This is a genomic window from Sphingomonas sp. Ant20 (assembly GCF_000783375.1).
GTDB lineage: Bacteria > Pseudomonadota > Alphaproteobacteria > Sphingomonadales > Sphingomonadaceae > Sphingomonas > Sphingomonas aerolata.
Genome location: NZ_JRVI01000016.1, coordinates 1 through 23,317 on the forward strand (window position 1 = coordinate 1; position 23,317 = coordinate 23,317).

At 63.2% G+C, this 23,317-nt stretch carries 20 protein-coding genes, 1 tRNA gene and 3 pseudogenes; 10 read left to right on the forward strand and 14 right to left on the reverse strand.

Going from position 1 to position 23,317, the window contains the following annotated elements:
• Window positions 1-221 precede the first annotated feature (221 nt).
• Window positions 222-1,151, reverse strand: coding sequence for a hypothetical protein (locus tag NI18_RS04065; RefSeq protein WP_037528353.1), 930 nt, complete (start codon window positions 1,149-1,151; stop codon window positions 222-224).
• Window positions 1,148-2,719 (reverse strand): FAD/NAD(P)-binding protein, encoded by a 1,572-nt coding sequence (locus NI18_RS04070; protein WP_084215033.1) that lies wholly within the window; start codon window positions 2,717-2,719, stop codon window positions 1,148-1,150. The genes NI18_RS04065 and NI18_RS04070 overlap by 4 nt, the downstream gene beginning before the upstream one ends.
• 219 nt (window positions 2,720-2,938) lie before the next feature.
• On the opposite strand from NI18_RS04070, the gene NI18_RS04075 reads away from it, so the two are divergent.
• Together NI18_RS04075 and NI18_RS04080 are read left to right on the forward strand one after the other, a co-directional pair.
• Window positions 2,939-4,159 carry a sorbosone dehydrogenase family protein gene (locus NI18_RS04075; RefSeq protein ID WP_235188222.1) on the forward strand — a complete coding sequence of 407 codons (1,221 nt, stop codon included), beginning with the start codon at window positions 2,939-2,941 and terminating at the stop codon, window positions 4,157-4,159.
• Window positions 4,156-5,100: a hypothetical protein gene (locus NI18_RS04080; protein ID WP_052148979.1), complete on the forward strand. Its 945-nt coding sequence runs from the start codon at window positions 4,156-4,158 to the stop codon at window positions 5,098-5,100. The genes NI18_RS04075 and NI18_RS04080 overlap by 4 nt, the downstream gene beginning before the upstream one ends.
• 419 nt (window positions 5,101-5,519) lie before the next feature.
• On the opposite strand, the gene NI18_RS24120 is transcribed toward NI18_RS04080, so the two are convergent.
• The 3 genes from NI18_RS24120 to NI18_RS04090 form a co-directional block, all read right to left on the reverse strand.
• Window positions 5,520-5,945 carry a hypothetical protein gene (locus tag NI18_RS24120; protein ID WP_128082073.1) on the reverse strand — a complete coding sequence of 142 codons (426 nt, stop codon included), beginning with the start codon at window positions 5,943-5,945 and terminating at the stop codon, window positions 5,520-5,522.
• A 366-nt stretch (window positions 5,946-6,311) separates the two neighbouring features.
• Window positions 6,312-6,470 carry a PEP-CTERM sorting domain-containing protein gene (locus NI18_RS23020; protein WP_128082074.1) on the reverse strand — a complete coding sequence of 53 codons (159 nt, stop codon included), beginning with the start codon at window positions 6,468-6,470 and terminating at the stop codon, window positions 6,312-6,314.
• Between the two features lie 5 nt (window positions 6,471-6,475).
• Window positions 6,476-6,862: a hypothetical protein gene (locus NI18_RS04090; RefSeq protein ID WP_128082075.1), complete on the reverse strand. Its 387-nt coding sequence runs from the start codon at window positions 6,860-6,862 to the stop codon at window positions 6,476-6,478.
• A gap of 399 nt (window positions 6,863-7,261) precedes the next feature.
• On the opposite strand from NI18_RS04090, the gene xrtV reads away from it, so the two are divergent.
• From xrtV to NI18_RS04105, 3 genes are all read left to right on the forward strand, one after another.
• A complete protein-coding gene (xrtV, locus tag NI18_RS04095; RefSeq protein ID WP_084215035.1) occupies window positions 7,262-8,155 on the forward strand; it encodes an exosortase V in 894 nt (297 codons plus the stop codon).
• A 4-nt stretch (window positions 8,156-8,159) separates the two neighbouring features.
• Window positions 8,160-8,849, forward strand: coding sequence for an exosortase-associated protein EpsI, V-type (epsI, locus tag NI18_RS04100; RefSeq protein ID WP_157840487.1), 690 nt, complete (start codon window positions 8,160-8,162; stop codon window positions 8,847-8,849).
• A 258-nt stretch (window positions 8,850-9,107) separates the two neighbouring features.
• The gene (locus NI18_RS04105; RefSeq protein ID WP_128082076.1) at window positions 9,108-9,968 is read left to right on the forward strand and encodes a hypothetical protein; all 861 of its coding nucleotides are present in this window, start codon (window positions 9,108-9,110) and stop codon (window positions 9,966-9,968) included.
• A gap of 1,153 nt (window positions 9,969-11,121) precedes the next feature.
• Here NI18_RS04105 and NI18_RS26465 read toward each other — a convergent pair.
• A pseudogene (locus tag NI18_RS26465) lies at window positions 11,122-11,271 on the reverse strand (IS5/IS1182 family transposase); the annotation flags it as partial.
• 205 nt (window positions 11,272-11,476) lie between these two features.
• Between NI18_RS26465 and NI18_RS04120 the strand changes: the two are divergent.
• The 3 genes from NI18_RS04120 to NI18_RS04130 all read left to right on the forward strand — a co-directional run bounded on the left by NI18_RS04120 (window position 11,477) and on the right by NI18_RS04130 (window position 15,220).
• Complete coding sequence (locus NI18_RS04120) at window positions 11,477-12,382, forward strand: endonuclease/exonuclease/phosphatase family protein (protein ID WP_198526940.1); 906 nt, start codon at window positions 11,477-11,479, stop codon at window positions 12,380-12,382.
• Between the two features lie 295 nt (window positions 12,383-12,677).
• Window positions 12,678-13,985 (forward strand): mechanosensitive ion channel domain-containing protein, encoded by a 1,308-nt coding sequence (locus NI18_RS04125; protein WP_128082077.1) that lies wholly within the window; start codon window positions 12,678-12,680, stop codon window positions 13,983-13,985.
• A gap of 212 nt (window positions 13,986-14,197) precedes the next feature.
• Window positions 14,198-15,220, forward strand: a complete 1,023-nt coding sequence (locus tag NI18_RS04130) for a potassium channel family protein (RefSeq protein WP_037528366.1) — start codon at window positions 14,198-14,200, stop codon at window positions 15,218-15,220.
• 252 nt (window positions 15,221-15,472) lie between these two features.
• On the opposite strand, the gene NI18_RS26470 is transcribed toward NI18_RS04130, so the two are convergent.
• Window positions 15,473-15,892, reverse strand: coding sequence for a hypothetical protein (locus NI18_RS26470; protein WP_031438873.1), 420 nt, complete (start codon window positions 15,890-15,892; stop codon window positions 15,473-15,475).
• A gap of 197 nt (window positions 15,893-16,089) precedes the next feature.
• On the opposite strand from NI18_RS26470, the gene NI18_RS04140 reads away from it, so the two are divergent.
• Window positions 16,090-18,078, forward strand: coding sequence for a BCCT family transporter (locus tag NI18_RS04140; protein WP_037528369.1), 1,989 nt, complete (start codon window positions 16,090-16,092; stop codon window positions 18,076-18,078).
• 42 nt (window positions 18,079-18,120) lie between these two features.
• Complete coding sequence (locus NI18_RS04145; RefSeq protein WP_031438875.1) at window positions 18,121-18,324, forward strand: hypothetical protein; 204 nt, start codon at window positions 18,121-18,123, stop codon at window positions 18,322-18,324.
• Here NI18_RS04145 and NI18_RS04150 read toward each other — a convergent pair.
• The 7 genes and pseudogenes from NI18_RS04150 to NI18_RS04175 all read right to left on the reverse strand — a co-directional run bounded on the left by NI18_RS04150 (window position 18,310) and on the right by NI18_RS04175 (window position 23,292).
• On the reverse strand, window positions 18,310-18,762 hold the full coding sequence (locus NI18_RS04150) for a hypothetical protein (RefSeq protein WP_235188223.1): 453 nt from the start codon (window positions 18,760-18,762) through the stop codon (window positions 18,310-18,312). The genes NI18_RS04145 and NI18_RS04150 overlap by 15 nt on opposite strands.
• A 243-nt stretch (window positions 18,763-19,005) precedes the next feature.
• Window positions 19,006-19,080, reverse strand: a tRNA-Glu gene (locus tag NI18_RS04155).
• 47 nt (window positions 19,081-19,127) lie between these two features.
• Window positions 19,128-20,878: pseudogene (gene recJ, locus NI18_RS04160) on the reverse strand (single-stranded-DNA-specific exonuclease RecJ).
• Between the two features lie 99 nt (window positions 20,879-20,977).
• Window positions 20,978-21,607 (reverse strand): annotated as a pseudogene (locus NI18_RS04165) (2OG-Fe(II) oxygenase); the annotation flags it as partial.
• A gap of 126 nt (window positions 21,608-21,733) precedes the next feature.
• A complete protein-coding gene (locus tag NI18_RS27795) occupies window positions 21,734-21,967 on the reverse strand; it encodes an RcnB family protein (protein WP_081877570.1) in 234 nt (77 codons plus the stop codon).
• Window positions 21,898-22,623: a hypothetical protein gene (locus NI18_RS04170; protein WP_052148984.1), complete on the reverse strand. Its 726-nt coding sequence runs from the start codon at window positions 22,621-22,623 to the stop codon at window positions 21,898-21,900. The genes NI18_RS27795 and NI18_RS04170 overlap by 70 nt, the downstream gene beginning before the upstream one ends.
• 123 nt (window positions 22,624-22,746) lie before the next feature.
• Window positions 22,747-23,292: a (2Fe-2S)-binding protein gene (locus NI18_RS04175; protein WP_031438879.1), complete on the reverse strand. Its 546-nt coding sequence runs from the start codon at window positions 23,290-23,292 to the stop codon at window positions 22,747-22,749.
• Window positions 23,293-23,317 lie beyond the last annotated feature (25 nt).

A 23,317-nucleotide genomic window follows, 5' to 3' on the forward strand; every position in this document is an offset into this window, starting at 1 on the left:
GCGGCGGCGGGCTTGCCCCCCACCCTGAGCCGCAGCGGCAACGGTGGTCGCGGCGAGCGCGCCAGCGGTGACGGCGGCGCCCGACACGAAGGTGCGGCGTGTTGGATCGGTCATGGTTCAGCTCCCGGGATGCGTGACATCCAAAGCGCCAAGTGACTGTGTCTGTTCCGGATCCTACCGAGATTGTTTCAGGGCGCGCACCGCGGTGCTTTGCGCAATCCCTAACTCGGTATCGCCGAGTGAAACACGCCGACGACCAGCAGGACAAGCACGAGCGAGACCGCGCTCGACAGTGCGACGAGGACGGCCGCGGCCTTGCGGTTCGTGTCGAGAAGGGTCGCGAACAGCGTGACGTTGCTCGCGATCGGGAACAGCGCGATCAGCCCGACGATGACGCGGTCGCGGGGTGCGAGGATGCCGATGAACGCGGCTTCGAGCGCAAGTGCGGTGGCGATCAGCACGAGTCCGCTGGCCTGCCTGACGCCGAGGATCCGCGTCATCATCCGGGGCCGCCAGTCGTCGCGGCCGGTCTCTGCAAGGTTGAGGCCGATGACCGCCATGCCGAGAACCGACACCAGCGTACCGGCAACCGACAGGATGGGTGACGCCGCCTCGGGCATCGTGACACCCGCCGATTTCGCGATGATCGCGCCGACGATCACATAGACGACGGGCACGCGCAGCGCCTTGGTCGCGGCCTTGCGCGTACCCTCCTTGGTCCGCGCGATCAGGAAATAGCCGATCGTGTCGCCGTACAGCGCGCTGCCGATATAGGCGCAGATCACCGTCGAGACGCCGACCTCGCCGAACAGCGCCTGGCTGACCGGCACGCCGAAGAACGCGACGTTGAAGAACGAGAAGGAGGCCGACAGCAATTTGGGATCGAAATCGTCGCCAAGCCGCTTGGCCAACCGGTAGGCAGGGATGCTCATTAGCGCGGCGACCGCGAACATCAGCGGGGGGATCACCAGCAACTGCTGCGTTTCCGCGCCGAGCACCTTGTCGATGACCAGCAAGGGGATGAGGCCGAAGACGAGGATGGTCGAGAACAGCTTCGCCGCCCAGGGCACACGCGCCCCGACGCCCCAGGCGAGCATGATCACGCCATAAAGCGGCAGCAGTGCCGCCGCGATGTTGCCGAGCGCGCTCATTGCTGGCGCAGGATATCGTCGATGGCGCGGCCCGCGCACTCGACATTGAACCAGACTGCGTTGGTGTCGCGCAACTCGCCGTTGAGCAACTGGCCGAGTGCGTAGATGCGTGGTGCGTCTCGGCTGGCGGAGATGATCCGGCAGGTCGCGCGGTGGGCGATGGCACCACCGACCGGGTGTGGTTGCAGCCAGTCCTTGGCGAGCAGATCCTTGACCAGCGATCCCTTCATCTCGGCGAGGGTGGTCGCCTGGCCGGTGGCGTTGACGACGATCGGCGTCTCGAGCGTGTCGCCCGTCGTGAACCGGACGACGAAGCCGGTGCCGGTCGGGCTGGCAATGGTTTCATCGACTCGTCCGCGGACGCTGAGCTGCCCGCGCGTCATCGCCTCGGCGAGGCGCCGCGCGTTCACCATCGGTGTGACGAAGCGCGCCCCGGCGAAATGCGGCGCCAGCCATTGCCCGAACCGTTTCTGGTCGGCGGGTCGCAACAGGTTCCAGATCGCGGTGGAATCATGGCGGGCGGCGGTCAATATGCGCTGGAACGGTTCGTCGCCGGCGTCAGCCGCGGCGATGTCGTGGAGCAGGGCGGCTTGGGCGTCGCCGTCGGCGCGATCCTCGGCCTGCCAGTCGATCGCGCGTCCTGCGGCAGTCTCGGCCTCGATGCGGAAGAGGCGGAACAGGTCCACGACCGAGAAAGCGGCGCCGCGTTCGCGGATATGCCGGTGGACGTTTTCCAGCGTGAGATGCTGACGGTCATACCCCGTCTCGGGTGCGGGAATTTCGACCCGCGGCAGCAGGCCTTCCTTCGAAATCAGATGGATATGTCCGCGGTGCCCTTCGTCGAGCAGCGTCATCACCGCGTCGATCGCGCTGAGACCGCTTCCGAGGATGACAACGGACTGATCGCTGTCGATCCCCCTGGTCATGCGGTCCGCGGGGTAGGGCGAATCGAAATAGCCGGGTTTGCCGTTCAGGGTGGCGAACCGGTCGGGATCGGGGGTGCCGATCGTCAGGAGAACGACGTCCGTCGCGATCGTCGATCCGTCCGAGAACGTGATGGTCGCCGCATCATGGTCGCCCTCGATGCTGACGGCTTCCTGATGGTGGATACGAACGTCGATCCTCGCGCGCCGGGCCTGGTCGAGCGCCTGGTCGAGGACCTCCTGCATATAGAGGCGATATTCCCGGCGCTCGGGATATTCGACGCCATCGGGGTCGAGCGGAGTCTCGGCTGCCGCGCGCCGCGCCTCGAGCCAGGTCCGGAAATGACCCGGCTCGCGGTCATAGAGCCCCATGAGACGGGATTCGGTATTCAGACGATGCCCCGGCTGTTCCGTGCCGAACGCCAGGCCGCGCGCAAGCTCGTCGTCCCGCTCGACCAGATGGATGACCCATCCGTCGCCCGGATCATAGCATAGTCGTGTGACGGCTTCGGCGAAGGCGGCGACGCCACAGGCCCCCATGCCGATAATAGTCAATGTTTTCGGCATGATATCCCATTCGCTGACGAACGGCGACAACGCGCGGGCGCTATATGGTGCCACGGCCGGGATGAAAAATTTTGTCATGTCGGCGGCGCCTCGTTCCGGCGGTGGTTCGGTGGTTTTGTGGTGGTCACCAAGGCTGTTGCGAGGGGATTGGTCGCGACATCGCCAAATTAATCCGCGGCGCTGGCAGCCTCATGGATATCGTTGATTGTGAGAGGGTTACACTCTTGTCATGTTCCGGGAGACATTATGAGGACGATCCTTGCCGCCGTCAGCGCATTGGGTTTGGCAGCTGGCGCGATGGCCCAGACCTCACCGCCGGTGCTAGGTCTGAAGACGCAGGCCGAGCCCTATGCGACCGCGTCCGTGGTCAACCACCCGAAGACGATCGGCTGGCCCGACGGGCGCAAACCCGTGGCGCCGCGGGGGTATGAGGTCATCAAGTTCGCGGGTGGTCTGGACTATCCGCGCCAAGCGCTGCTGCTGCCCAATGGCGACATGCTGGTCGCGGAGGCGCGCACGAAGCCCAAACTGGATGCCGAGCCCGACGTCGAGCGTGGCCAGGCGCTGTCGAAGACGACGGGCTTCAGCGCCAACCGTATCACCCTGTTGCGCGACGCGGACCGCGACGGAGTCGCGGAACAGCGTTTCGTGCTGATCGAGGGGCTCAATCAGCCGTTCGGGATGCAATATGCGAACGGGCGGCTTTACGTCGCCAATACCGACGGCGTCGTCAGCGTTCCGTTCTCGCCCGGCCAGACGCGGGTGACCGCAGCGCCGCAGCCGCTCGTGTCGCTGCCCGCGGGGGGCTACAACAATCATTGGACGCGCAACCTGTTGCTGAGCCCCGATGCGCGGACGCTGTACGTATCGGTCGGTTCCGCCTCGAATGTCGGCGAGCATGGCATGGACGAGGAGAAGCGACGAGCGGCCATCCTCGCGATCGATCTGCGTACCGGGCGCGAGCGTCTCTACGCGTCGGGGCTCCGAAACCCGGTCGGCATGGCCTGGGCGCCTGGTACGAACACTTTATGGGCTGCGGTCAACGAACGCGATCAGCTCGGCGACGATATCGCGCCCGACTATCTCGTCGGCGTTCGCGACGGCGGGTTCTATGGATGGCCTTACAGCTATTACGGCAAGCAGGATCCGCGTCACGCCAATACCAAGCGCGAGTTGCTGGCGACGACGTTGCTTCCCGATGTTGCCGTCGGGCCCCATGCCGCGGCGCTGGGCGTGGCGTTCGCCAAGGGAACGTCCGCCGCGCAACAGGTCGCCTATGTTGCGCGGCACGGATCGTGGAACCGGTCCGCGTTCATCGGCTATGACGTCCTCGCGGTCCCCTTTGCCAATGGCAGGCCGACCGCCGCGCCGCAGCCGTTCCTGACGGGGTTCGTTGCGAACGAGAAGACGGGCGAAGTCTATGGTCGACCGGTGAGCGTGCAGACGCGCGATGATGGCGCGATCTTCGTCGTCGACGATGCCGGGGATACCGTCTGGCTGGTGCGACGCACCGCGTGACCGCCAAGGCGCTGATCGTTCTGGCGGCGATGTGTGGGTGTTTCGACGCGTCCCGGGTGTCGGCGCAGACCGTGCCGTTCATCGATACCGAAGACGCGACGCTGTCGGAGGTCGATGTCGGCGACGGGACGGTCCATCCGATCGTCACGGTCGACGTCCGCAACGGCGATTATGCGCGCGGCGCCTATGACGACGATGATGCCGGCCTCGCCAGGGTCCCGGTCCATCTCTCGGTCGGTGGTGCCGCCGTGCTGACGCGCCGCGCGGACGGGCAGGGGACCTTGTTTCTGGTTGGGCAAAGTTCGAACGGCTTTCACGCACCGCGCGCCGACGAGCGGTCGCGCCCGCGCAGTTGGTATGAAAGCAACACGATCGTCGCTCTTGCATGGCGGCCTGTCGATGGGCTCTCCGCCGCGGCGGCCTATGCCATTAAGGCCAGCCCCAACGGGGTGGCGAACACGACTCACGAGGCCAGCCTGACGATCCTCTACACCGGCGATAACGCAGTGGGATTTCTCGCGCCGCGTTTCGCCGCGACGAAGCGGACCAAAGGCGAGGGGGGCTTCTACACGATCGCCGGCATCGCCCCCGCCTTTGCGCTGACACGCGCAAAAGACGGTCCGACGCTCACGATGCCGGTCTCGGCCGGCGTCGGCTGGCGGGGCTTCTATGCAGCGGACAGCGGCGACAGGGTATATGGCAGCGCGGGGTGGCGGTCGCGCAGCCCGTCAAGATCGCTGGTGCGGCGGCATCGTTGCAGGGCGAAATCCTTGCCGTGGTCCGTGACCATCAGCTGGCCCGGCTCGACGCTCCCGGTGGCACGACCGCCGATGTCGTGCCCTTGGCGACCCTGTCGATCACCATGGCCTGGTGACTTCCGCGCGCAAGCGGTTGCAGCCTCCCATTTTGGCGGCGAGGCTCGGGCGCCTGTTCACGGGTGAAGGCTCCGAGAGCGTCAGTGCATCATCATACGCGCACAAATTGGAATTCACAATTTGCGGTTAATGCACTTTAAACCGCTTGCAGTCGCAATTACGAAATGAATTTGCTGCATATGCCTCCTTGTCGAAAGACAGACACTTTTTTAATGAGGGGGATTCACATGCGCTACTGGCCAATCGGCAAGCCCATCAGGGGCTAAACAGTCAACAGCCTGTGCTCTTATATTCTTTAATTAACGCATCCTGCACGGCATAATGCAATGTGTTACTAGAGAAATAGTAAGGCGCACAGGAGTGATGACTGGCAAATATTGTCATGAATAAAATCATGAGCCAATTCGCGATATTGAATACCGTGAAGCCCGATAACGGCTGAACTCGAAAATGCCCGGCTTTCCAAGCCGGGCATTTTTTTGCCATCAAGACCTGGCCATGGCCTTTACCGGCATCTCAAAGGTGAAGGCCCGAGGAACAAGCCCAAGTACTTTTACAGCCTTTTGCATGGCTTCGTTATGCGTCGATATCGTGAAGTGGATTTCGGTGAACCAACCGTTCAGATGAGTTTTCCGAAATCGCGATAGCACGGCAGCAAAGGCTGCGGGAGCGGTAGGCGAACCCCAGGCAAACGTGATTGTGAGCGTTCGATCATCATGGTCCTCGCCCCAATTGATACCGCCAACGCACGTTCCGCTTTCGTCAAAAGCCAGAATTGCGGGATGATCCCATTTGCATGGGGGATATCTCAGCCAGCCATTCTGCTGATGATCAACACCCGCGGCGTAGGCCGCTCTCAGGCCTTCTTTGCTGTGTGCAAGTTTGGTAACATGCTCCAACCGTAAACTCATGTTACAGCTCTCCGCCTGTACTTGAGGATCTAGAGATCGCAGAACGGCGCACACGGGTGCTCATTGCCACTCGCAGCCGCCTACCTGGCTGGGAGCGGTTGTCGACCGATGGGTGCCGATACCAGGCCTTGTGCTTAGTAACTGGCGGCATCCATTCAGGCGCGTTCGCGATCTCGGGGTTTGTGCCTTTGGGCGCAGCATGGACCATCCCGCTTGCCCAAGTATCGATCAACGGCGCTGGTCGCGCCGCATGGATCCTTTCGTCGACCCGTCCGCGCCGTAGACTGAACAAAAACAGCCGCCAACCTCGAAAGGTTGACGGCTGCCTTCACACAGATGGGCGCTGGGACCAGCTGTGAAATGCGCTTAGGCGAATGCGATCTTCGCCTGGCGACGACGAACGCGCATCGATGCGCCGATGCCGCCGATACCGAACAGCATGATTGCCCAGGTGCCAGCCTCGGGAACTGCTGCCGTCGGCTCGAAGGTTGCGGTGCCGGCATAGGAGCCGTTGCCACGCGACATGCCGTTCACGACGATCTGGTTCGTCGCACCCGACGTGATCGCGATGTTGTTGATCTCGAAGAACTCGGCATTGCGACGATGGTCTTCGTGGCTGCGAAGCCGTTGATGAACACCGACAGGATGTCGAGATCGGTCGAGCTCGTCAGACGCGTGGTGTTCGTGCTCAGCGTGCCGCTAGCCAGACCAGTCTGATCGATGATGAAGTTGAAGGTATCCGTGAACGAACCCGACGCAATGCCCGAACGACCGAAATCTGCCGAAACGGTACCGTCCGTGATATCACCGCTGACGGTGAACTCGGGGTTGCCCGGAACGAAATCGATTGCGTGAGCTGCAGGGGCCATCGCGAAAGCCGATGCGAATGCCATGGTCGAGAGTAGTAGACGCTTCATGATGGTTCCCTCTATTTGATACTTAACAAGCTGTTACCGACGGGCATGGCGATTCGCAAACCGATATAACGCTGAGATTTCCCCATGATCTCAATAATGTCCAAGTTTGGGACAATCGGCCTTCCTTCGTCGCAGACGGGGCCGGAAGGCACGTTCCGCTTCACGCGCCGCTAGGCCTTATGCCCTCCTGGGAACCGGTCCCAAGGAGGCCGGAAAGCGCGATTTCGGCGCATGGGCGCGCGCCGCTTCATAGGGATGGCATGGCCTCGCCGTGTCCCGGGGCGATACGGGTGGCCTATCAATGGTGCGGGCGATGGCATTCTCGGCGATCGTGCCGATGGCTTTGAAAATTAGGTAAAAGACGCTAGCTTTACCGCTGATAGTCGTCGGGAGAAATACGTGATACGGGTAGAGGCGCGGCCGCAGCCAAGCGGGTCGTGGACTGACGTCGGTAGCGGCCTGGCGCGCTGGACAGCGCGGTGGTGGCCGCTTCTGATAGGATTGGCGTGCCTCATCCTGCCGACAGTGAGCCGGCTGGCGACCGTCAGCTGGTCCACCGAACAGGGCGCGCACGGGCCCATTATCTTCATTTCCGCGCTGTGGCTGATCTGGCGTGCGCGGCCGTGGGAGGTCAGCAAGCGCCAATCCTTCCTTCCTGTCGGCTTGCTGCTGGTCCCCGCGCTGCTGCTCTATTCCGTAGGGCGTATTACCAGCATCTTGGCGATCGAGGCCCTGTCCCTCTACACCGTGATCGTAGTATTATTATGGACTTATCTCGGTAAGGAGGCACTCAAGAGGCTGTGGTTCCCCTTGGTGTACCTGTTGTTCATCATCACGCCGCCGGAAAACTGGGTTTTCGTCGCTACGCGTCCCATCAAGGACTTGATTTCCGATGCTTCCGTAAACTTGCTGGCCGCATTCGGTCTCCCCATCGGGAGTACCGGAACGGTTATCCAGATTGGCGGATATCAGTTGCTGGTCGCAACGGCGTGCTCCGGGATAAACTCCCTGATCGGCATTTGTGCGTTGGGTGTTTTCTACGTCTATCTTCGGCATGGCAATGCACCACGCTACGCGATATTGCTGATATCGTTGATGATACCGCTTGCCATCGCGGCAAACTTTTTACGGATCATCATACTGGTTCTCATGACCTATTACATATCCGAGGAGGCCGCGCAGGGCTTGGCGCACGAGCTGGTTGGCATGGGCATGTTTATCCTGGCATTGCTTATGCTGCTGGGACTGGATGCGGTGCTGCATCCTATTGTTTCACGTTGGGGCCGAAAGTAACGACATGACCATCGCTCGATTTACCCGACGAGAAGCTGCCCTGGGTCTCGCCTTCGGCATAACCGCAGGCGTCACCTATGCTCGACGTCCTACCGAGCTCGTCGTTGCCATTCCTTCCGGAAACCTGAACGACGCCATTCCAAAGCAAGCAGCCCCTTGGGCGATGGTGCCGGATGTCAGCTTTGTTCTACCCCCCGAGGATGAAGCAAAAGCGGCAGCCGTCTATGAGAAGCAGCTGATGCGCAGTTACGGTGCCGATGGCGCTCCGCCCATCATGCTTCTGATCGCCTATGCGTATCGGCAGAGCGGCATGTTGATGGTGCATCGTCCTGAGTCCTGCTACCCCGGATCCGGTTTTACCATCACCGATATACGAGACGTGGATATTCCACTGGGCAAAGGCATCAGTGCACCAGGGCGCTTCCTAACGACAGTGCGCGATACCCGTACAGAGCAGGTTCTTTATTGGACTCGACTGGGGAATCGTTTCCCGGTGTCGTGGGATGATCAGCGGCGGTCCATCGCAATGCAGAACCTTGCCGGCCTTGTCCCCGATGGGGCGTTGATACGATTTTCGATCATCGATCCGGATGCCAAGGCGGCAGAGGCAACCATGATGGGCTTTGCGAAAACATTGTTCGAGTCCTGCGGCGCCTCTGGCCGCGCACTTCTCGCTGGCCCGATCAACGCCTAGGCGATGAGGGTCGCAAGCCACTGAATATATCGTCAAATCTCGCCGCGACCATGAATATGGTGGGAGCGGCAGCGCCCTCATTGTAACGTCACTTGCTCAGCGCGCACAGCAAATAGCACCACACCGTATCAACCGGCTTTTCATCCATCGATCGCCGCAGGTATAAAACGCGCAAGCCCCGCAAAAATCACGACGCTTAGCCAGTTCTATACGGTTCCCATCTCGTTTCCTTCTGCATTATGTCTAAGGTAATTGCTTATGTCAGCATCCTCCAGGTTCCTCATCACCAAGCGGCAAACCCTGTCTGCCGCAGCACTCGCACTCACGCTGGCGGCAGCGGCCTGTAATAAATCCGGACCTAGCGGTCAGACGGTTGCTACGGTCAATGGTGAAGCCATCACGCAAAGCGAACTCAATTTCGAGCTGGGGTTGAGCGGGGCCAACGCACAAAACTCGAAAGACCTTCAGCCAAAGGCCTTGCAGGCCCTTATCGATCGAAAGCTGGTTATCCAGGCCGGCGAGCGCGATGGTCTTTACAAGAAGCCGAACGCTGTTCTTGCTGTGGAGCGTGCCAAAAATATCGTGATGGCGAACCTTGCGCTGCAATCGGTCGCAGCAGGTGTGCCTCAACCGGTCACGACGCGCGACGTCGAGACGTATCTGGCGAAGCATCCCGAACTGAGTAGGGAGCGCCGGACACTGTCGGTGGAACAGATCCGTTTTCCAGCACCAAATAATCCGAGCCTGATCGCGGCTATGAAGCCGGCAAAGACACTGGCGGAATTGACAGCAGTTCTGGATAGCCGGGGCGTGAGCTATCAGCGGGCAACGGTGGAGCTCGACAGCGCAAGTCTGGATCGTAACGCACTCGGTCGATTGATGACTACGGTGAACGGTGAGCCTTTGCTTATTCTCGAAGGCGCAACGGCGATCGCCAATCATGTCATAAGCGTCCGTCCAGCCGAAGCGAGCTCTGCTGCTATCAATGAACTCGCCAAGCAGGGGATCGCACGTGACCGCATCCAGGCAGGCATCGTTCAGCATCAGGCGGCGCTGCGGAACGCGGCGAAGATCGAGTATGCCAAACCCCTCGATCCCAAGGCGAAGTCTTCTCAGTAATTCCTGTTGAGGACTCCATCGATCGGCGCCCGTTGGCGCGGAGTGCGTCAGCCTCCGCTATAACGGGCAAGGACGTGCCGCTGACGTCCGCGACAGAGGGGACTCGGCGGATCTGACATGCCGCCGGGTGAAGTTTCGTCTGAGGGCAGCAGCGTCGCGGACGCATGCGCGCGTGGCCGCGACGATGCCGTGTCGACTTTACGTCAGGCAAACGTCGCCGGCTTGGATGGGGCCGGCAGGCGTATCGCAGGTCGCGCCGTTTGCCCTTGGGCGTTTCGGTGCGATCAGGCCGTCGTTCACACCACCGCACCGCCTCGCGGCGCGATCGTGATACGTATAATGATCGACAGGTATCGCCCGAAGGTTGGCGAACTCACCGCCATGTGGGTCAGTAAGGTCGCGCCGATGCGGACCAGGCCTGCCTCGCCGCTCTTGCGTGCGATCTGCCTACGCGATGGAAGGGCGTGGAGATTTGTTCTCGGTGCGTATCAAGCTGTGTTCAAGTACGGCGTTCACGCTGTCGAGCAGCGTCAGCCACCTGACAACATCCGCGATTAGCGCTGGGTGAAAGGGCCATGGAGAGAGCCATCGGCGCCGTCGTCCGGCGCAATGTTACCGCCGGTTACCGCGCCACATGGGCAGCAGGCGATGAAGATGATGTAGATCATGGTCGGCACGGCATGTCTCATGCCTGGCGCCAACATCTTCGGTATGATCAGAGCAACCCTGGGCAGCTGAAAACCGTCAGATAGGGTCTTTCGATCCAGAAGCTATCTGGGATGGAAACTCAAAAGCCGGATCGTGTCCTAATCATGAATCTTGTCGATTCGATTCACTATAACCCAAGAAATGTAACTATAATATCTATATCATAGCACGCAAAAACAAAGGACGACCCACTATCAGATAGCGAGTCGTCCTTTAAGTTCGACTTAACCCTTGAAAGGCTTGCCGTTCTGCCAATAACGCATAAAAATTTCCTTTGAGTTAAATGGATTATGCTGCCGCCCCGCGGCAAGACCGTCCTGCCCGGTCGTGGTTAATATGGCAATCTACTAAAACCGAGTCGGGATCCAATATTCGTTGAACAGAGCGTTTTGGCCGACGAATCGGTGGAACTCCCGTTACTAGGGTGACGACTCGTTAATCAGTGTTACACCAGGCCCGTGGTGGCGAGGTCGATTGCGGAGAGGAAGGCCTTCGGGCATCGATCGTCGCGACTGACGACGCCGCGCCCGTCTCTAAAACGACCGAACATGGCCTCGATACGGCTCCGGCTTCGGCAGCGGCGCCGGTGATATCTCGGCCTGAAGGTCATAGGGCTTGGTCCAAGGCAAGGCCGCTCTTAGGCATCAGCAATGCGGCTAGCTACATTTCCGATCCATGCCCTCACAGGCGTATTGATGCTCGTAACCGGGCTCAGCATCATCGAGTCCAATGAATGGTGGATCAGGATCTGGGACTTTCCCCGGGTCCAGATACTCGGCCTCCTGCTCTTGGGCGGAGGCTTGGCGCTGTGGCTGGATCGGCAGGCAGGACGATGGATCGCGTTGGGGTGCGCCGTTGCAGCCGGGTGGCAACTCTATCGCATCTATCCGTATACGCCGCTTGCGAAGACGGAGCTGGCCTTTGCGGATGATGCCTCAACTGCACAGAGCCGGTGTTTCGGCGTCCTTTCGCTGAACGTGTTGGAGTCCAATCGAGACTATGGGCGAACGGCGCGGCTGATCGACCGGGTTCGGCCCGATATCCTGCTATTGATGGAAACCGACCAGCGCTGGGCCGATGCATTGGCCAAGCAGCTTGCGCGCTATCCACACCGGCTCGAACAACCGATCGGCAATACCTACGGCATGATCTTCGCCACGCGGCTGCCGATGCACGATGGGCGGATCGAAACGATCGCCCAAAAGGATACGCCGTCGGTCCATGCCGAGCTGACGGCCGGTGATCGATTTCGCGTGATAGCACTTCACCCGCGCCCGCCCGTTCCCGGGCAGGATACCGAGGCACGCGACGCCGAGATCGCGATCGCGGCAAGTCGCGCCGCCCGCGCGAAGCTACCGGTATTGGCGATCGGCGACTTCAACGATGTCGCATGGTCCCACACCTCGCAGCTGTTCAAACGCGTCGGAGGTTATCTCGACGCTCGGATCGGGCGGGGCACGTTCGCGACCTTCCCCGCGCGCACGCCGCTGCTCGGTTGGCCGCTCGACCACATGTTCGTCACACCCGAGTTCAAGGTGCATAGCCTGGAGGTGCTGGAAGATGTGGGTTCAGACCATCTCCCGATACATTCGCGTCTTTGTCTGACCGGCCGGTCAGGCGCCAACAAGGCGCCTGACGCAGTGTCGAACGAAGACCGCAAGGACGTGAAGGAGGTCCTTCAGGAGTATCATGAGGACCAGCGCTAGCAGTAAGCCAAGCTCACCGATTTGACGGACATGATTGGGGCCGAGCTGTTGCACGACGACCAGCTCAAGACACTGGTATCTGGCGAACGGCTTTGGCGTCGCATGACAGGGCAGGGGGCACAGAGATGGTGCCGATCAATCGCCCGTCCTTCGCGCTGCTTCACCAGCGATCCCTTGCCCGGAATGGCGCAAACGGCACGGCGGTAACGCGCATGACGTACAAGGGCTGACCGGGGTGCCAAGTCCGTTTAACAGGGATCCGGCGACCAGATGGGAATGACGCTGTGATTGTCGGGTGACCGACGCCGACGAGATGGCATTGGAGAACCGGTTGGAACAAGATGCCTGGTGGCAGACCTATCTGGATCAATGGACGGCACTGCCGTTTCATGACCTGATCGCGGCTGTCGCGATCCTGAGCACGGCCCTTCTTCTGGGTATCGTTGCAGCGCGTCTTGCCTGTAGGTACCTCCTGCCGGCCTTGGCGCCGCGTCACGCCGACGTGGTCGCGCCGCGCCTGATGGCGATTACCCGTGCCGGCATGACGGCGCTGGTCCTGACGGCGTTTCTTGGCGTTCGGGGGCTCAACCCCGGCGCCGATCTTCTTCTTGCAGCGGGTCTCGGCATCGCGGTCGCGGCGCTGGCCTATCAGTTCGGCCGTGCGCTCGGTCTTCGGAGCCGACCGGCGTCGCTGATTGCCGCCACCCTGTTTCTCATCGTGCTGGCAAGTCGACTGGGGGGCCTGACCCCGTTGATCGCGGGGCTGGACCGCGCGAGCATGGGGGTCGGCACCCGGCGTATTTCGCTGCTCGACATCGTCAACGCGGTCGGCTTGTCGCTCCTGCTGTTCCTCGCCGCGCGCGCGCTGCTCGGGCTGATCCTGCGCTGGATCGGACAGGCGCGGCTGCTCGACGCGGCGCAACGCGTGCTGTTCCAGAAACTCGCTCAGATTGCGGTCGTCACCGTCGCGATCTTCGTCGGTATCGATCTTCTCGGCATCGATCTCACGGCGCTGGCCGTGTTCTCCGGCGCGTTCGGGCTCGCGATTGGTTTCGGCTTGCAGAAGACGCTCGGCAATCTGATCGCAGGGCTCATCCTGCTGCTCGACCGATCGATCAAGCCCGGCGACGTCATCGCGGTCGGCGATACCTTCGGCTGGGTCAACAAGATCGGCGTTCGCGCAGTCTCGGTGCTGACCCGTGACGGCAAGGAGCATCTGATCCCGAACGAACGGCTGATGACCGACGAAGTCGAAAACTGGTCTTTCTCAAGCCGGGACGTCAGGGTTCATGTCGGGTTTCGGGTGTCGTTCGATTGCGATCTGCGACTGGCGCAGAGGCTTGCCGTCGAGGCCGCGCCCGTCTCGCCACGTGTGCTGACCGAACCCGCCCCTGTCTGCTGGATCAAGGAATTCGGCGACAATGGGGTGGAATTCGACCTGCGGATCTGGATCGACAGCCCCGAGGCGGGGGTTGGCAACGTCACAAGCGACGTGTTCTTTCGCATCTGGGACCTGTTCAAGGAGCACGGCGTCACCATCCCGGTGCCGCAGCGCGATCTCCGTTTTCATTCTAGTTCAGGCGAGCAAACGCCCCCGACCTAGGCCACTGCCGCAGTGATCAGGGCGCCCGCTCGATAAAGCGGGGCACTGCTCCGCGGCGTACGGCCCTGATCCTGTTCGGGATCCTCATGTCGATCCACCGTAAGCGATTGCAGACAGGCGCTGTCGAAAGTCTGTAACTTCCTCAAATGCCAACCAATCAAGCGGATCACCGAAAGACTTCACAGCGGCACTGCGGATGGGCAAGAGACGGCATGCACACTGACGATGCAGACACGGTGCACTATCGCCTGCGCCGCCAGAGCCGAACCCCGGCGTGGCTGGCGCTGTCCTGGCGGGCGCTGGTCGCGTTGGCGCTGATCGGCATTGCGCTCGCGGTCCACTGGTTCGATCGCGACGGTCTGCGGCAGAACTCGGGCGAGCCCGTGACGTTCGCCGACATCCTGTATTTCACGATGATTACCGTGACGACGGTCGGCTACGGCGACATCGTGCCTGTGACCCAGCAGGCGCGGATGTTCGATACCTTCGTCGTGACGCCGATCCGGCTCTTCGTATGGCTCATCTTTTTAGGTACCGCATATGATTTTCTGCTCAAGGGCGTCTGGGAGAAATGGCGTATGTCGGTGATCCAGCGACGCCTCGAAGACCATGTCGTGGTCGCCGGGTTCGGTACGAGCGGATCTGAGGCCGTCAGCGAACTCATCCGTCGCGGCGCCGATCCGGGCATGATCGTCGTCGTCGACGAGCGCGCCGCGGCGTTACGCACGGCGGAGAGTTGCGGCACGACGGTGATGGAGGGAAACGCCACGCGCAACGCCGCGCTCGAGGCAGCCCGTCTCTCCAAGGCCCGCGCGCTCATCGTTTCCGCCGGCCGTGACGATACCTCGATCCTTATCGTGCTGACGGCGCGGCGGATCGCGCCCGATCTACCGATCAGCGTGGTGATCCGGTCGGAGGACAATGAAGCGATTGCGCATCAGGCCGGCGCAAACGTCGTCATCAATCCGGCCAGCTTCGCCGGCCTTCTGCTCGCCGGGTCCACGCACGGCGCTCACACCGCCGAATACATGGCCGATCTTGCCGCGTCGGGCGGGCGTGTAGTCCTGCGGGAACGCGAGGTCGCTGCCGACGAGGTCGGCAAACCGCTTGCCGCCATCGCCACCGGACTCGGCCACCGCATCTATCGTGGGGATCAGGACTTCTGCTTCTGGGAACCCGAGGCCGCCCGTCTGGAAGCGGGCGATATCATCGTTGAGGTTGTCCCCCGGCGCTAAATTACCACCAAATGTCCGGCCAGCGCCGTTTTTTGCGGGGGCACCTCGTCTACCGGATCCATGGCGTTCTTCATCAAGATTAGGCGAGGCCTCGTTTCGATCGCCTGACGGCCGAACCGAAATCGTCGCCGGCCGGCTGAAAATGGCGGATTGGCCGTTCGAATCCGGCATGATGATCGAGATGTCCTTGTTCCCTCGGACGTCGGTTTGCGGCCAGAGGGCGATGCGTACGGCCCCATGATCATCGAAGGCTCAGAGGCTGTTGCGTCGGTCAACGACGATGAAGCGCGACACGGAGAATTGCTGGTCAGGGGGCGTGAGCTCAATGGCGGTAAACGGGCGTTCCCGCTGCACCTGCGGGCCTATAATCAGGGCGCAGCGTTCAGGCTCGAGATTCCTGCCGAGCCAAGACAGGGAGAAATACGGCTTTCGTCCGAGACGACCGCGCTTCGCTTCCCGCTCGATTACGCATGCCGAGGGCGAGACGTATCGATAATAGGTTCCCGACACCGTCCATCGCTTGTCGAGCTCGATCGACGCGCCGGCATAGAGGTCGGTTTCGTACCAGCCCGGCAGGGCGCCATCGTTCGGCTGGCCGAGCCCGGGCTTCGACCCCTGGATACTGTTCCATGTTCCGGCAAGCACACTGGCCTTCTTCTCAGCCGGCAGCATCGTCTCGGTCGGACGCTCATCGCTTTGCTTAACCGGGCGTCCTGCGCTGTTGCCCCCGACGACAGCACCAACGACAGGGCGAGGCCGCAAGCGAGACCGGGTCAATCGTTTCCGCATCGTAACACTCGTTCGCAACTGACAAGGCTCAGCGTCGTTCCATTCACTGGACAGGACATTAACCATGAATAGGGGGTACATTGACCGAGCCGGTACCGAGTGATGCGCTACAGCCAGCCGCGGGACGTAAGGCGGAGATCAATCCGCCTGTATTCTTCGTTTCGGCAGGCCTGATCCTGGCCTTCGCCCTCTTCGGCGCACTCGCCCCGGAGACCGCGAACCAGGTGTTCACGACCGTGCAGGCGCTGATCGTCGCGGACTTCGGCTGGTTCTACATCGCCGCGGTCGCGGGGTTCCTGATCTTCGCCATCTTCCTGATGTTCAGTCGCTATGGCGATGTGAAGCTCGGGCCCGACGACAGCGAACCGGATTACAGCTACCTGTCCTGGTTCGCGATGCTGTTCAGTGCGGGGATGGGGATCGGCCTGATCTTCTTCGGCGTGGCCGAGCCGATCCAGCATTATGCATCGCCACCCGTGGGCGAGGGCAAGACGATCGCGGCCGCGCGCGAAGCGATGGTCCTCACCTTCTTCCACTGGGGCCTGCACGCCTGGGCGATCTACATCGTGGTCGGGCTGGCGCTTGCCTATTTCGCGTTTCGTCGTGGACTACCGCTCACCATCCGCTCGGCACTCTACCCGCTGATCGGCAAGCGGATCTATGGCCCGATCGGCCACGCCGTCGACATCTTCGCGGTGCTGGGCACGATGTTCGGCGTTGCGACGTCGCTTGGTCTCGGCGTGCTGCAGGTGAATGCCGGGTTCAATTACCTGTTCGGCCTGCCGACGAGCATCCCCGTTCAGCTCGTCCTGATCGCCGCCATCACCGGCATGGCCACGCTGTCGGTCGTCGCCGGACTCGACAAGGGCGTGAAGCGCCTGTCCGAACTCAACATCATCCTGGCCGGACTGCTGCTCGCCTTCGTCCTGGTCACCGGGTCGACGGTGTTTCTGCTCCAGGCCTTTGTGCAGAACATCGGCACCTATCTCGGTGAAGTCGTGCCGCGCACCTTCCGCCTCTACGCCTACGAACCCAACCCGTGGCTGGGCAATTGGACCTTGTTCTATTGGGGTTGGTGGATCGCCTGGTCGCCCTTCGTCGGCATGTTCATCGCCCGCATCTCGCGTGGGCGCACGATCCGCGAATTCATCGGCGGCGTGCTGCTGGTGCCGACCCTATTCACCTTCCTCTGGATGACGGTGTTCGGCAACACCGCGATCGCGCTGGACATGGCCGGTACGGCCGCCATCGCCGACACCGTCGCCAACAATCTGCCGGTGGCGTTGTTCGAGACACTGGAGCAGCTGCCCTTCGCAACGATCGTCTCGGGTATCGCGACACTCTTGATCATCACCTTCTTCGTCACGTCGGCGGATTCCGGGGCATTGGTCATCGACATGATCACATCGGGCGCGGCGGAGAACCCGCCGGTGTGGCAGCGTGTATTCTGGGCGGTATCCGCGGGCGCCGTCGGTGCGGTGCTGCTGGTCGCCGGTGGGCTCCAGGCCCTTCAGACTGCCGCGATCGCCAGTGCATTGCCATTCGCGGTGGTGATGGTGTTCATTTGCTATGGGCTGCTGCGCGCCCTGCAGACCGAGGGCCAGGAAGCGTTGGACCTGTCCGCCGCGGGTTCCGATCCAATCGCCGAAACGCCGTTGAGTTGGCAGCAGCGCCTCGCGACCATCACGCGCTTCCACGACAAGCGTGAGGTTGCGGCGTTCCTCACCGATACGGCAAGCCCGGCGCTCGACGCGGTAGCGGCACAGATGCGCGACAGCGGCCTCTCGCCAACCCTCGTTCAGGACGAAAACCAGGTCGAGCTTCGCATCCCGCACGGCGAGCGTGGCGAGTTCCGCTACGGGGTTCGGGCACGCGGCTTCCGCCAGGCAAGCTTCGCCTGGGCGGCATCGCGCAAGGCGAACGAGCAGGAGCGTCTCCACTACCGGGCGGTGGCGCATTCCTCGGAGGGAGAGCCCGCGCATGATGTGACCGGCCTGAGCGACGAACAGCTGATCAACGATCTCCTCAATCGGTATGCGCGCTTCCGCCACGCCCGGCGGATGACCTGAGCAGGGGCTGTTCGCCGACCAGGAGCCGCCGCCGAGAATAACATGCCGAACAGAGAGAAGATCACGGACAGTGCCAACGAGCGCGCCATCGACGAGTCGATTGCCGGCACCGCGCCAGGCCTCCCCGATGGCGGGCTCTCGCCTGCCGAGGACCTGCCGGAGGAGCCAAGTGACGAGGACGTTGCACGGATCGCGGCCAAGCGCGGTGCGCCTGACCCAACCAATAACTTCCTAGGTCTGCGATAGGCCTGGTTTTTCCGGGTCAATCAGCGTGACTTCGTCGGCAGGTTCGAAGCGTAGCGTCCACCGGGGGTAGCCTTCCGGTGAAATCTCGATGTCGGGCAGGCCGACCGGGTCCGAGCCGGTTTCTACCCATCCAGCGCCATGGCACCGATCGCAGGCAGTGCGCTTGCAGCGGAAGCTTACGAGATCAATCTCGGTATTCCATTGGCCGCGGCCTTTGCACAATGGGCACATCGCATCCAAGCTCCCCTTACGGGGCTGGATCGGAACGATGTCGAAGGCGTGGGGGCTGTCTGGACCGTCGCAATAGACGATGTTGCTGGCGTGAGGCATGCGCCGCAGTCGCGGAACAGCCGTCTCAATGCAATATGGCCTTGGTGCGCTCAGCGACCATTTATCAGGCGGTGATCCCGTCTCGCGCTGCCTGATCTCGGCAAGCATGCGATAACCAGCACGGCGCGCTTCCTACGCGCCAGGAACGGGTCGGTTGTTCTCAGACACCCTGTCGACGCCGGATTGCCGATGACCCCTCGGACACCCTCCGCAACGATCATTCGAAACTGCGAGAAACGCGATCTGCCGCGCTCGATGGAATGCAGTATGCGACGCCATCTGTAGCACTGGGCGCCTCGCGAGGCGTTGATTCTATTGAATTTCGCCAATCTCAACCGCTTGGCGATGAGATGGTGACCCCTACGGGAATCGAACCCGTGCTTCAGCCGTGAAAGGGCCGCGTCCTAACCGCTAGACGAAGGGGCCTGCGTGGTTGGAGGCGCCTAAGGCCAAGTGGCTGGCCCGTCAACCCTTCAATCGGCCCAAGCGGCATCTTCGACGTGCAATTCTGCTGCGGGGCGCGATGCCCAGTCGTCGATCTTGGCGCGACCGGCGAGCCAGAGCTTGCGGTGCGGGGCCGCGCCGAGCAGCGCCTGACCGAGCGGCGTCTCGGCGGCGCGGAACGCCATCGCCTTGACGCTGCGGCCGTCGTCGCCCGCGACGATCGTGCGGACATGGCCATTGCCCACCACATCCGCCTTGATCACGCGGACCGGCCCCATCGCGACGCGCGGTGCGGGCCAGCCCATCCCATAAGGTCCCCCTGCGTCCATCGACTCGACCAGCGCAGGATTGACCCCGCCCGCGGCCAGGACCGCATCGAGCAAAAGCGCACGGCCGTCATTGGACTGCGAGACCGCTGCGGCGAGCCGGTCCTCGAGGAAGTCGGCGAAAGCCGGGATCGCCGCTTCGGCAATCGTCAGTCCGGCCGCCATCGCGTGGCCGCCCCCTGAAACGAGCAGGCCCTGCTCACGCGCCGCCATCACCGCCGCGCCGAGGTCCACGCCCGGGATCGACCGGCCCGATCCCTTGCCGATGCCGTGTTCGTCGATCGCGATGACGATCGCGGGCCGACCGAGCTTTTCCTTCAGCCGGCCTGCGACGATGCCGATGACGCCGGGATGCCAGCCCTGTCCGGCGACGACCGAGACGCTGCGCTCGCGGCTGGCGAGCAGGTCGGCGGCCTCCTGCACCGCGGTCTCGATCGCGCGGCGTTCCTCGTTGAGACGGTCGAGCTCCTCGGCGATCCCGCGCGCCTCGTCGGGGTCCTGCGTGGTCAGCAGGCGGACGCCGAGATCGGCGCGGCCGATGCGCCCGCCGGCGTTGATCCGCGGGCCGAGCGCGAAGCCGAGATCGGTGCAGGTCGGGTTGCGCGTCAGTCGCGACGCCGCGATCAACGCCGCGACGCCGATGTTGCGGCGCGCGCCCATGACCTTCAGCCCCTGTGCGACGAACGCACGGTTGAGCCCGCGCAACTGCGCGACGTCGGCGACCGTGCCGAGCGCGACGATGTCGAGCAGGTCGATGAGCTTGGGCTCGGCGCGGTTCTCAAAGAAGCCACGCGTGCGCAGCGTGCGGACGAGCGCGGCGGCGGCGAGGAAGCACATGCCGACCGCAGCGAGATGGCCGTGTGCGGCGCCCTCATCCTCGTCGAGCCGGTTGGGATTGACGAGTGCCAATGCGTGCGGGAGCGCAGTCGAGCATTTGTGGTGATCGATCACGATCACATCGACCTTCGCATCGCGCGCGGCATCGAGCGCGTCGAACGCCTGCGCGCCGCAGTCGACGGTGACGATCAGCGAGGCGCCTTCGCCCGCGAGCCGGACCATGGCCTCGCCCGACGGGCCATAGCCTTCGAGCAGGCGGTCGGGGATATAGGCGCGCGCCTCGATCCCCAGATCGCGCAGCACGAGGATCATCAGCGCGGCGGAAGTCGCGCCGTCGACGTCGTAATCGCCGAAGATCGCGACCTGTTCGCCCGCCTGCACCGCATCGGCGAGCCGATCGGCTGCGCGGTCCATGTCGCGGAAGATCGACGGGTCGGGCATGACGCGCGGATCGACGGCGTGCGGTGCGCGTCGAGCGCCTCGCGCGGGCAGCCGCGTGCGAGAAGGAGCTGGGTCACCAGATCGTCGCCGCCAAACCCGTCGCGCGCGTCTGCGGCGAGCGAGCGCCAGCGCCAGGGCTGGCCGAGGATCGAGGAGGTTACGCCGAGAACTGTCATGCGCCGGAGGTAGTGGCTGCGGGGGGATTGTCGAGCGGGTTCACCGACGCGGCCAGGCCACCCTCCCCCGGCGGGGGGGGCGTCACTTGATCCAGGGCGTTCGCGAAACCATTTCGTGACGATGTATTTGACGCCCTCAACCACCGGCATGCCTTCGTGGAGCGTCAGGCCATTGGGGCTGCCGTCGGGGCTCATGTTGTTCCACGCGAGCAGCAGCCCGCGCTTGGGCGCGACCTTGACGCCCGCCTGCGGGAACCACGTGGCGCCACCCTCGGGCACGTCGTTCAGATAGACCATCGCGGTCCAGGTGCGCTGGCCGCCCTGTTCCTGCATCTTGTCCCAATAGCTTTCGCTCGCATGGAAATAATCGTGATGCGCGCGAAATTGCTGGCCGGGGGCGTAACGCTGCCCCTGCATCGTTTCGCCATGCGGCAGGTCAATGCCGAGCAGCGCGGCGATCGCCTCGTCGGTGGGTTGCACATCGGGGGACCAGCGATCCATGTCGCAGCTCTCCGACGTGCGGAAACTGCTGTTCGGGCGGTCGGACAGCAGCGTCGACGGTCGCCGCTTCGAATCAATCAGCGCGATGAGCGCGCGACAGGTTGCGGCGTCGAGGAAATTGGCGTGGTGATAGAATTGCACGCCGTCGATCGCGATCCGCTGGACCTTCGGATTGGCGTCGAGCCGCGCGGCGACGCTGGCGCCCGCCGCCTGCCGCGTCGGCGCCATCGGATCCTGCGGCTTGGCTTTGGTGAATAAACCCATGGATCCGAATTTGCGCAGCCGTCCGCGAAACGCAAGGGGGCGAACGCGTGCGGCACGACGGGCGCGGTCGCTCGTCGTGCCGCGATGCGCCTACCAGAAGATGTCGTAGACCGTGTCGACGACCCGCCCGCTGTCGAGATCGACGAGCAACGCGTCGTTGTAATAGCGGACCCAGCGATACGGCCCATAGGCCTCGGGCAGGCGATAGGTGTAGGGATCCTGGATCCAGTAATTCTGGTTGTACAGGATGCTGTTCAGCGAAAAGCCGATGCCGAAGCGGCGATAGCCCGAGCCCCATCCGTTCGGCGCATAATAGCGCGGCAGGCGGTAGGCGCCGCGGTTGCTCGCGCGATAGTCGCTCCAGCCATAGCGATTGTCGCTGCGCCAGCCGCGGTTCCATGCGCCGCGCTGGCCGTATCCGCCGCGGCCATAGCCCTGGACGGTGCCGTAGCCGCCAAAATGCTGGCCGCTGCGATAGCCGCCGCGGTCCCGATCGCCGTCACGGCCGCGCCAGTCGTCGCGTCCACGCCCATCCGGGCGGCCGCGGAGGTCGTCGCGCCCGCGTGGAACGTCACGATAGCCGCGGTCCTCGCCTGGGCGGCCGTCAAAGCGCGCGCGATCGGGCTGACCGCGGCGGTCGTTTCGGCGTCCTGGCGGGCGGCATCGCGCTGCGCATTGCCGCGGACCCAGTTCTCGCGAACCTGGTCGGCCTGCCGGTCCGACCCCACACGTGCATTCCAGTCCTGGCGGGGCGCGTCCGGGCGGCCGTTACGCCCATAGCCACCGTCACCGCGTGCCTGGCCCTGCACGACCGTGCCCTGGTCCGCACGTTGCGGACGATCGCCCCGATCGCCGCGATCGCTCCAATCACCGCGCATCTCGCCATTCCCCGGCGCCTCGGCACCGAACCGCTGCGCCTGTGCGGCAACCGGCACCAGTGCGGATGCCACGAGCAAGATCTTCAGGAAACTCCGCGTCATTGCCGTCGTCCTCGACTGCCGGCGCACGAGCCGGCTCCTATGGTGCACCCCTTCTACCTTACGGGCGTGAGGCGACGCTGAATGGCTTGGTCAGCGATCCGACAGGATTCGTGCGCGTGCGGCTTAGCGCGCGGGCGGCGGGACGAGCGCGGGAACGAGCCGTGCGGAATCCGCCGGGTCGATCCCGGGGCGCGGGCCAGCGGGCAGGACCTCCTCACCCCGGGTCGCGCGGCCCGCGCGCTGGATCGCCTCGACGACGCGCGGATAGACGCCGCAGCGGCACAGATTGGTGATCTGTTCGCGGATCAGCGCTTCGCTCGGGTTTGCATCGCGTTTCAGCAGCGCGGCGGCGGCCATGATCATGCCGGGGATGCAGAAGCCGCATTGCGGCACCGCTTCGGCGATGAAGGCGAGCTGCAGCGGGTGGTTGCGTTCGTGCGACAGCCCCTCGATCGTGGTGACGTAGCGCCCCTCGATCGACCCGATCGGCACACGGCAGCTGCGCACCGCACGACCGTCGATATCGACCGTGCAGGCGCCGCAATGGCCGGTGCCGCAGCCATATTTGGTCCCCGTCAGGTTCGACGCGTCGCGCAGCGCCCAGAGCAGCGGCGTCGCGGGATCGAGCCGATATTCGATCGCCTGGTTGTTGACGGTGAAGCGGGTCATCCCCGCGCGCTAGCCGATCCCCTGG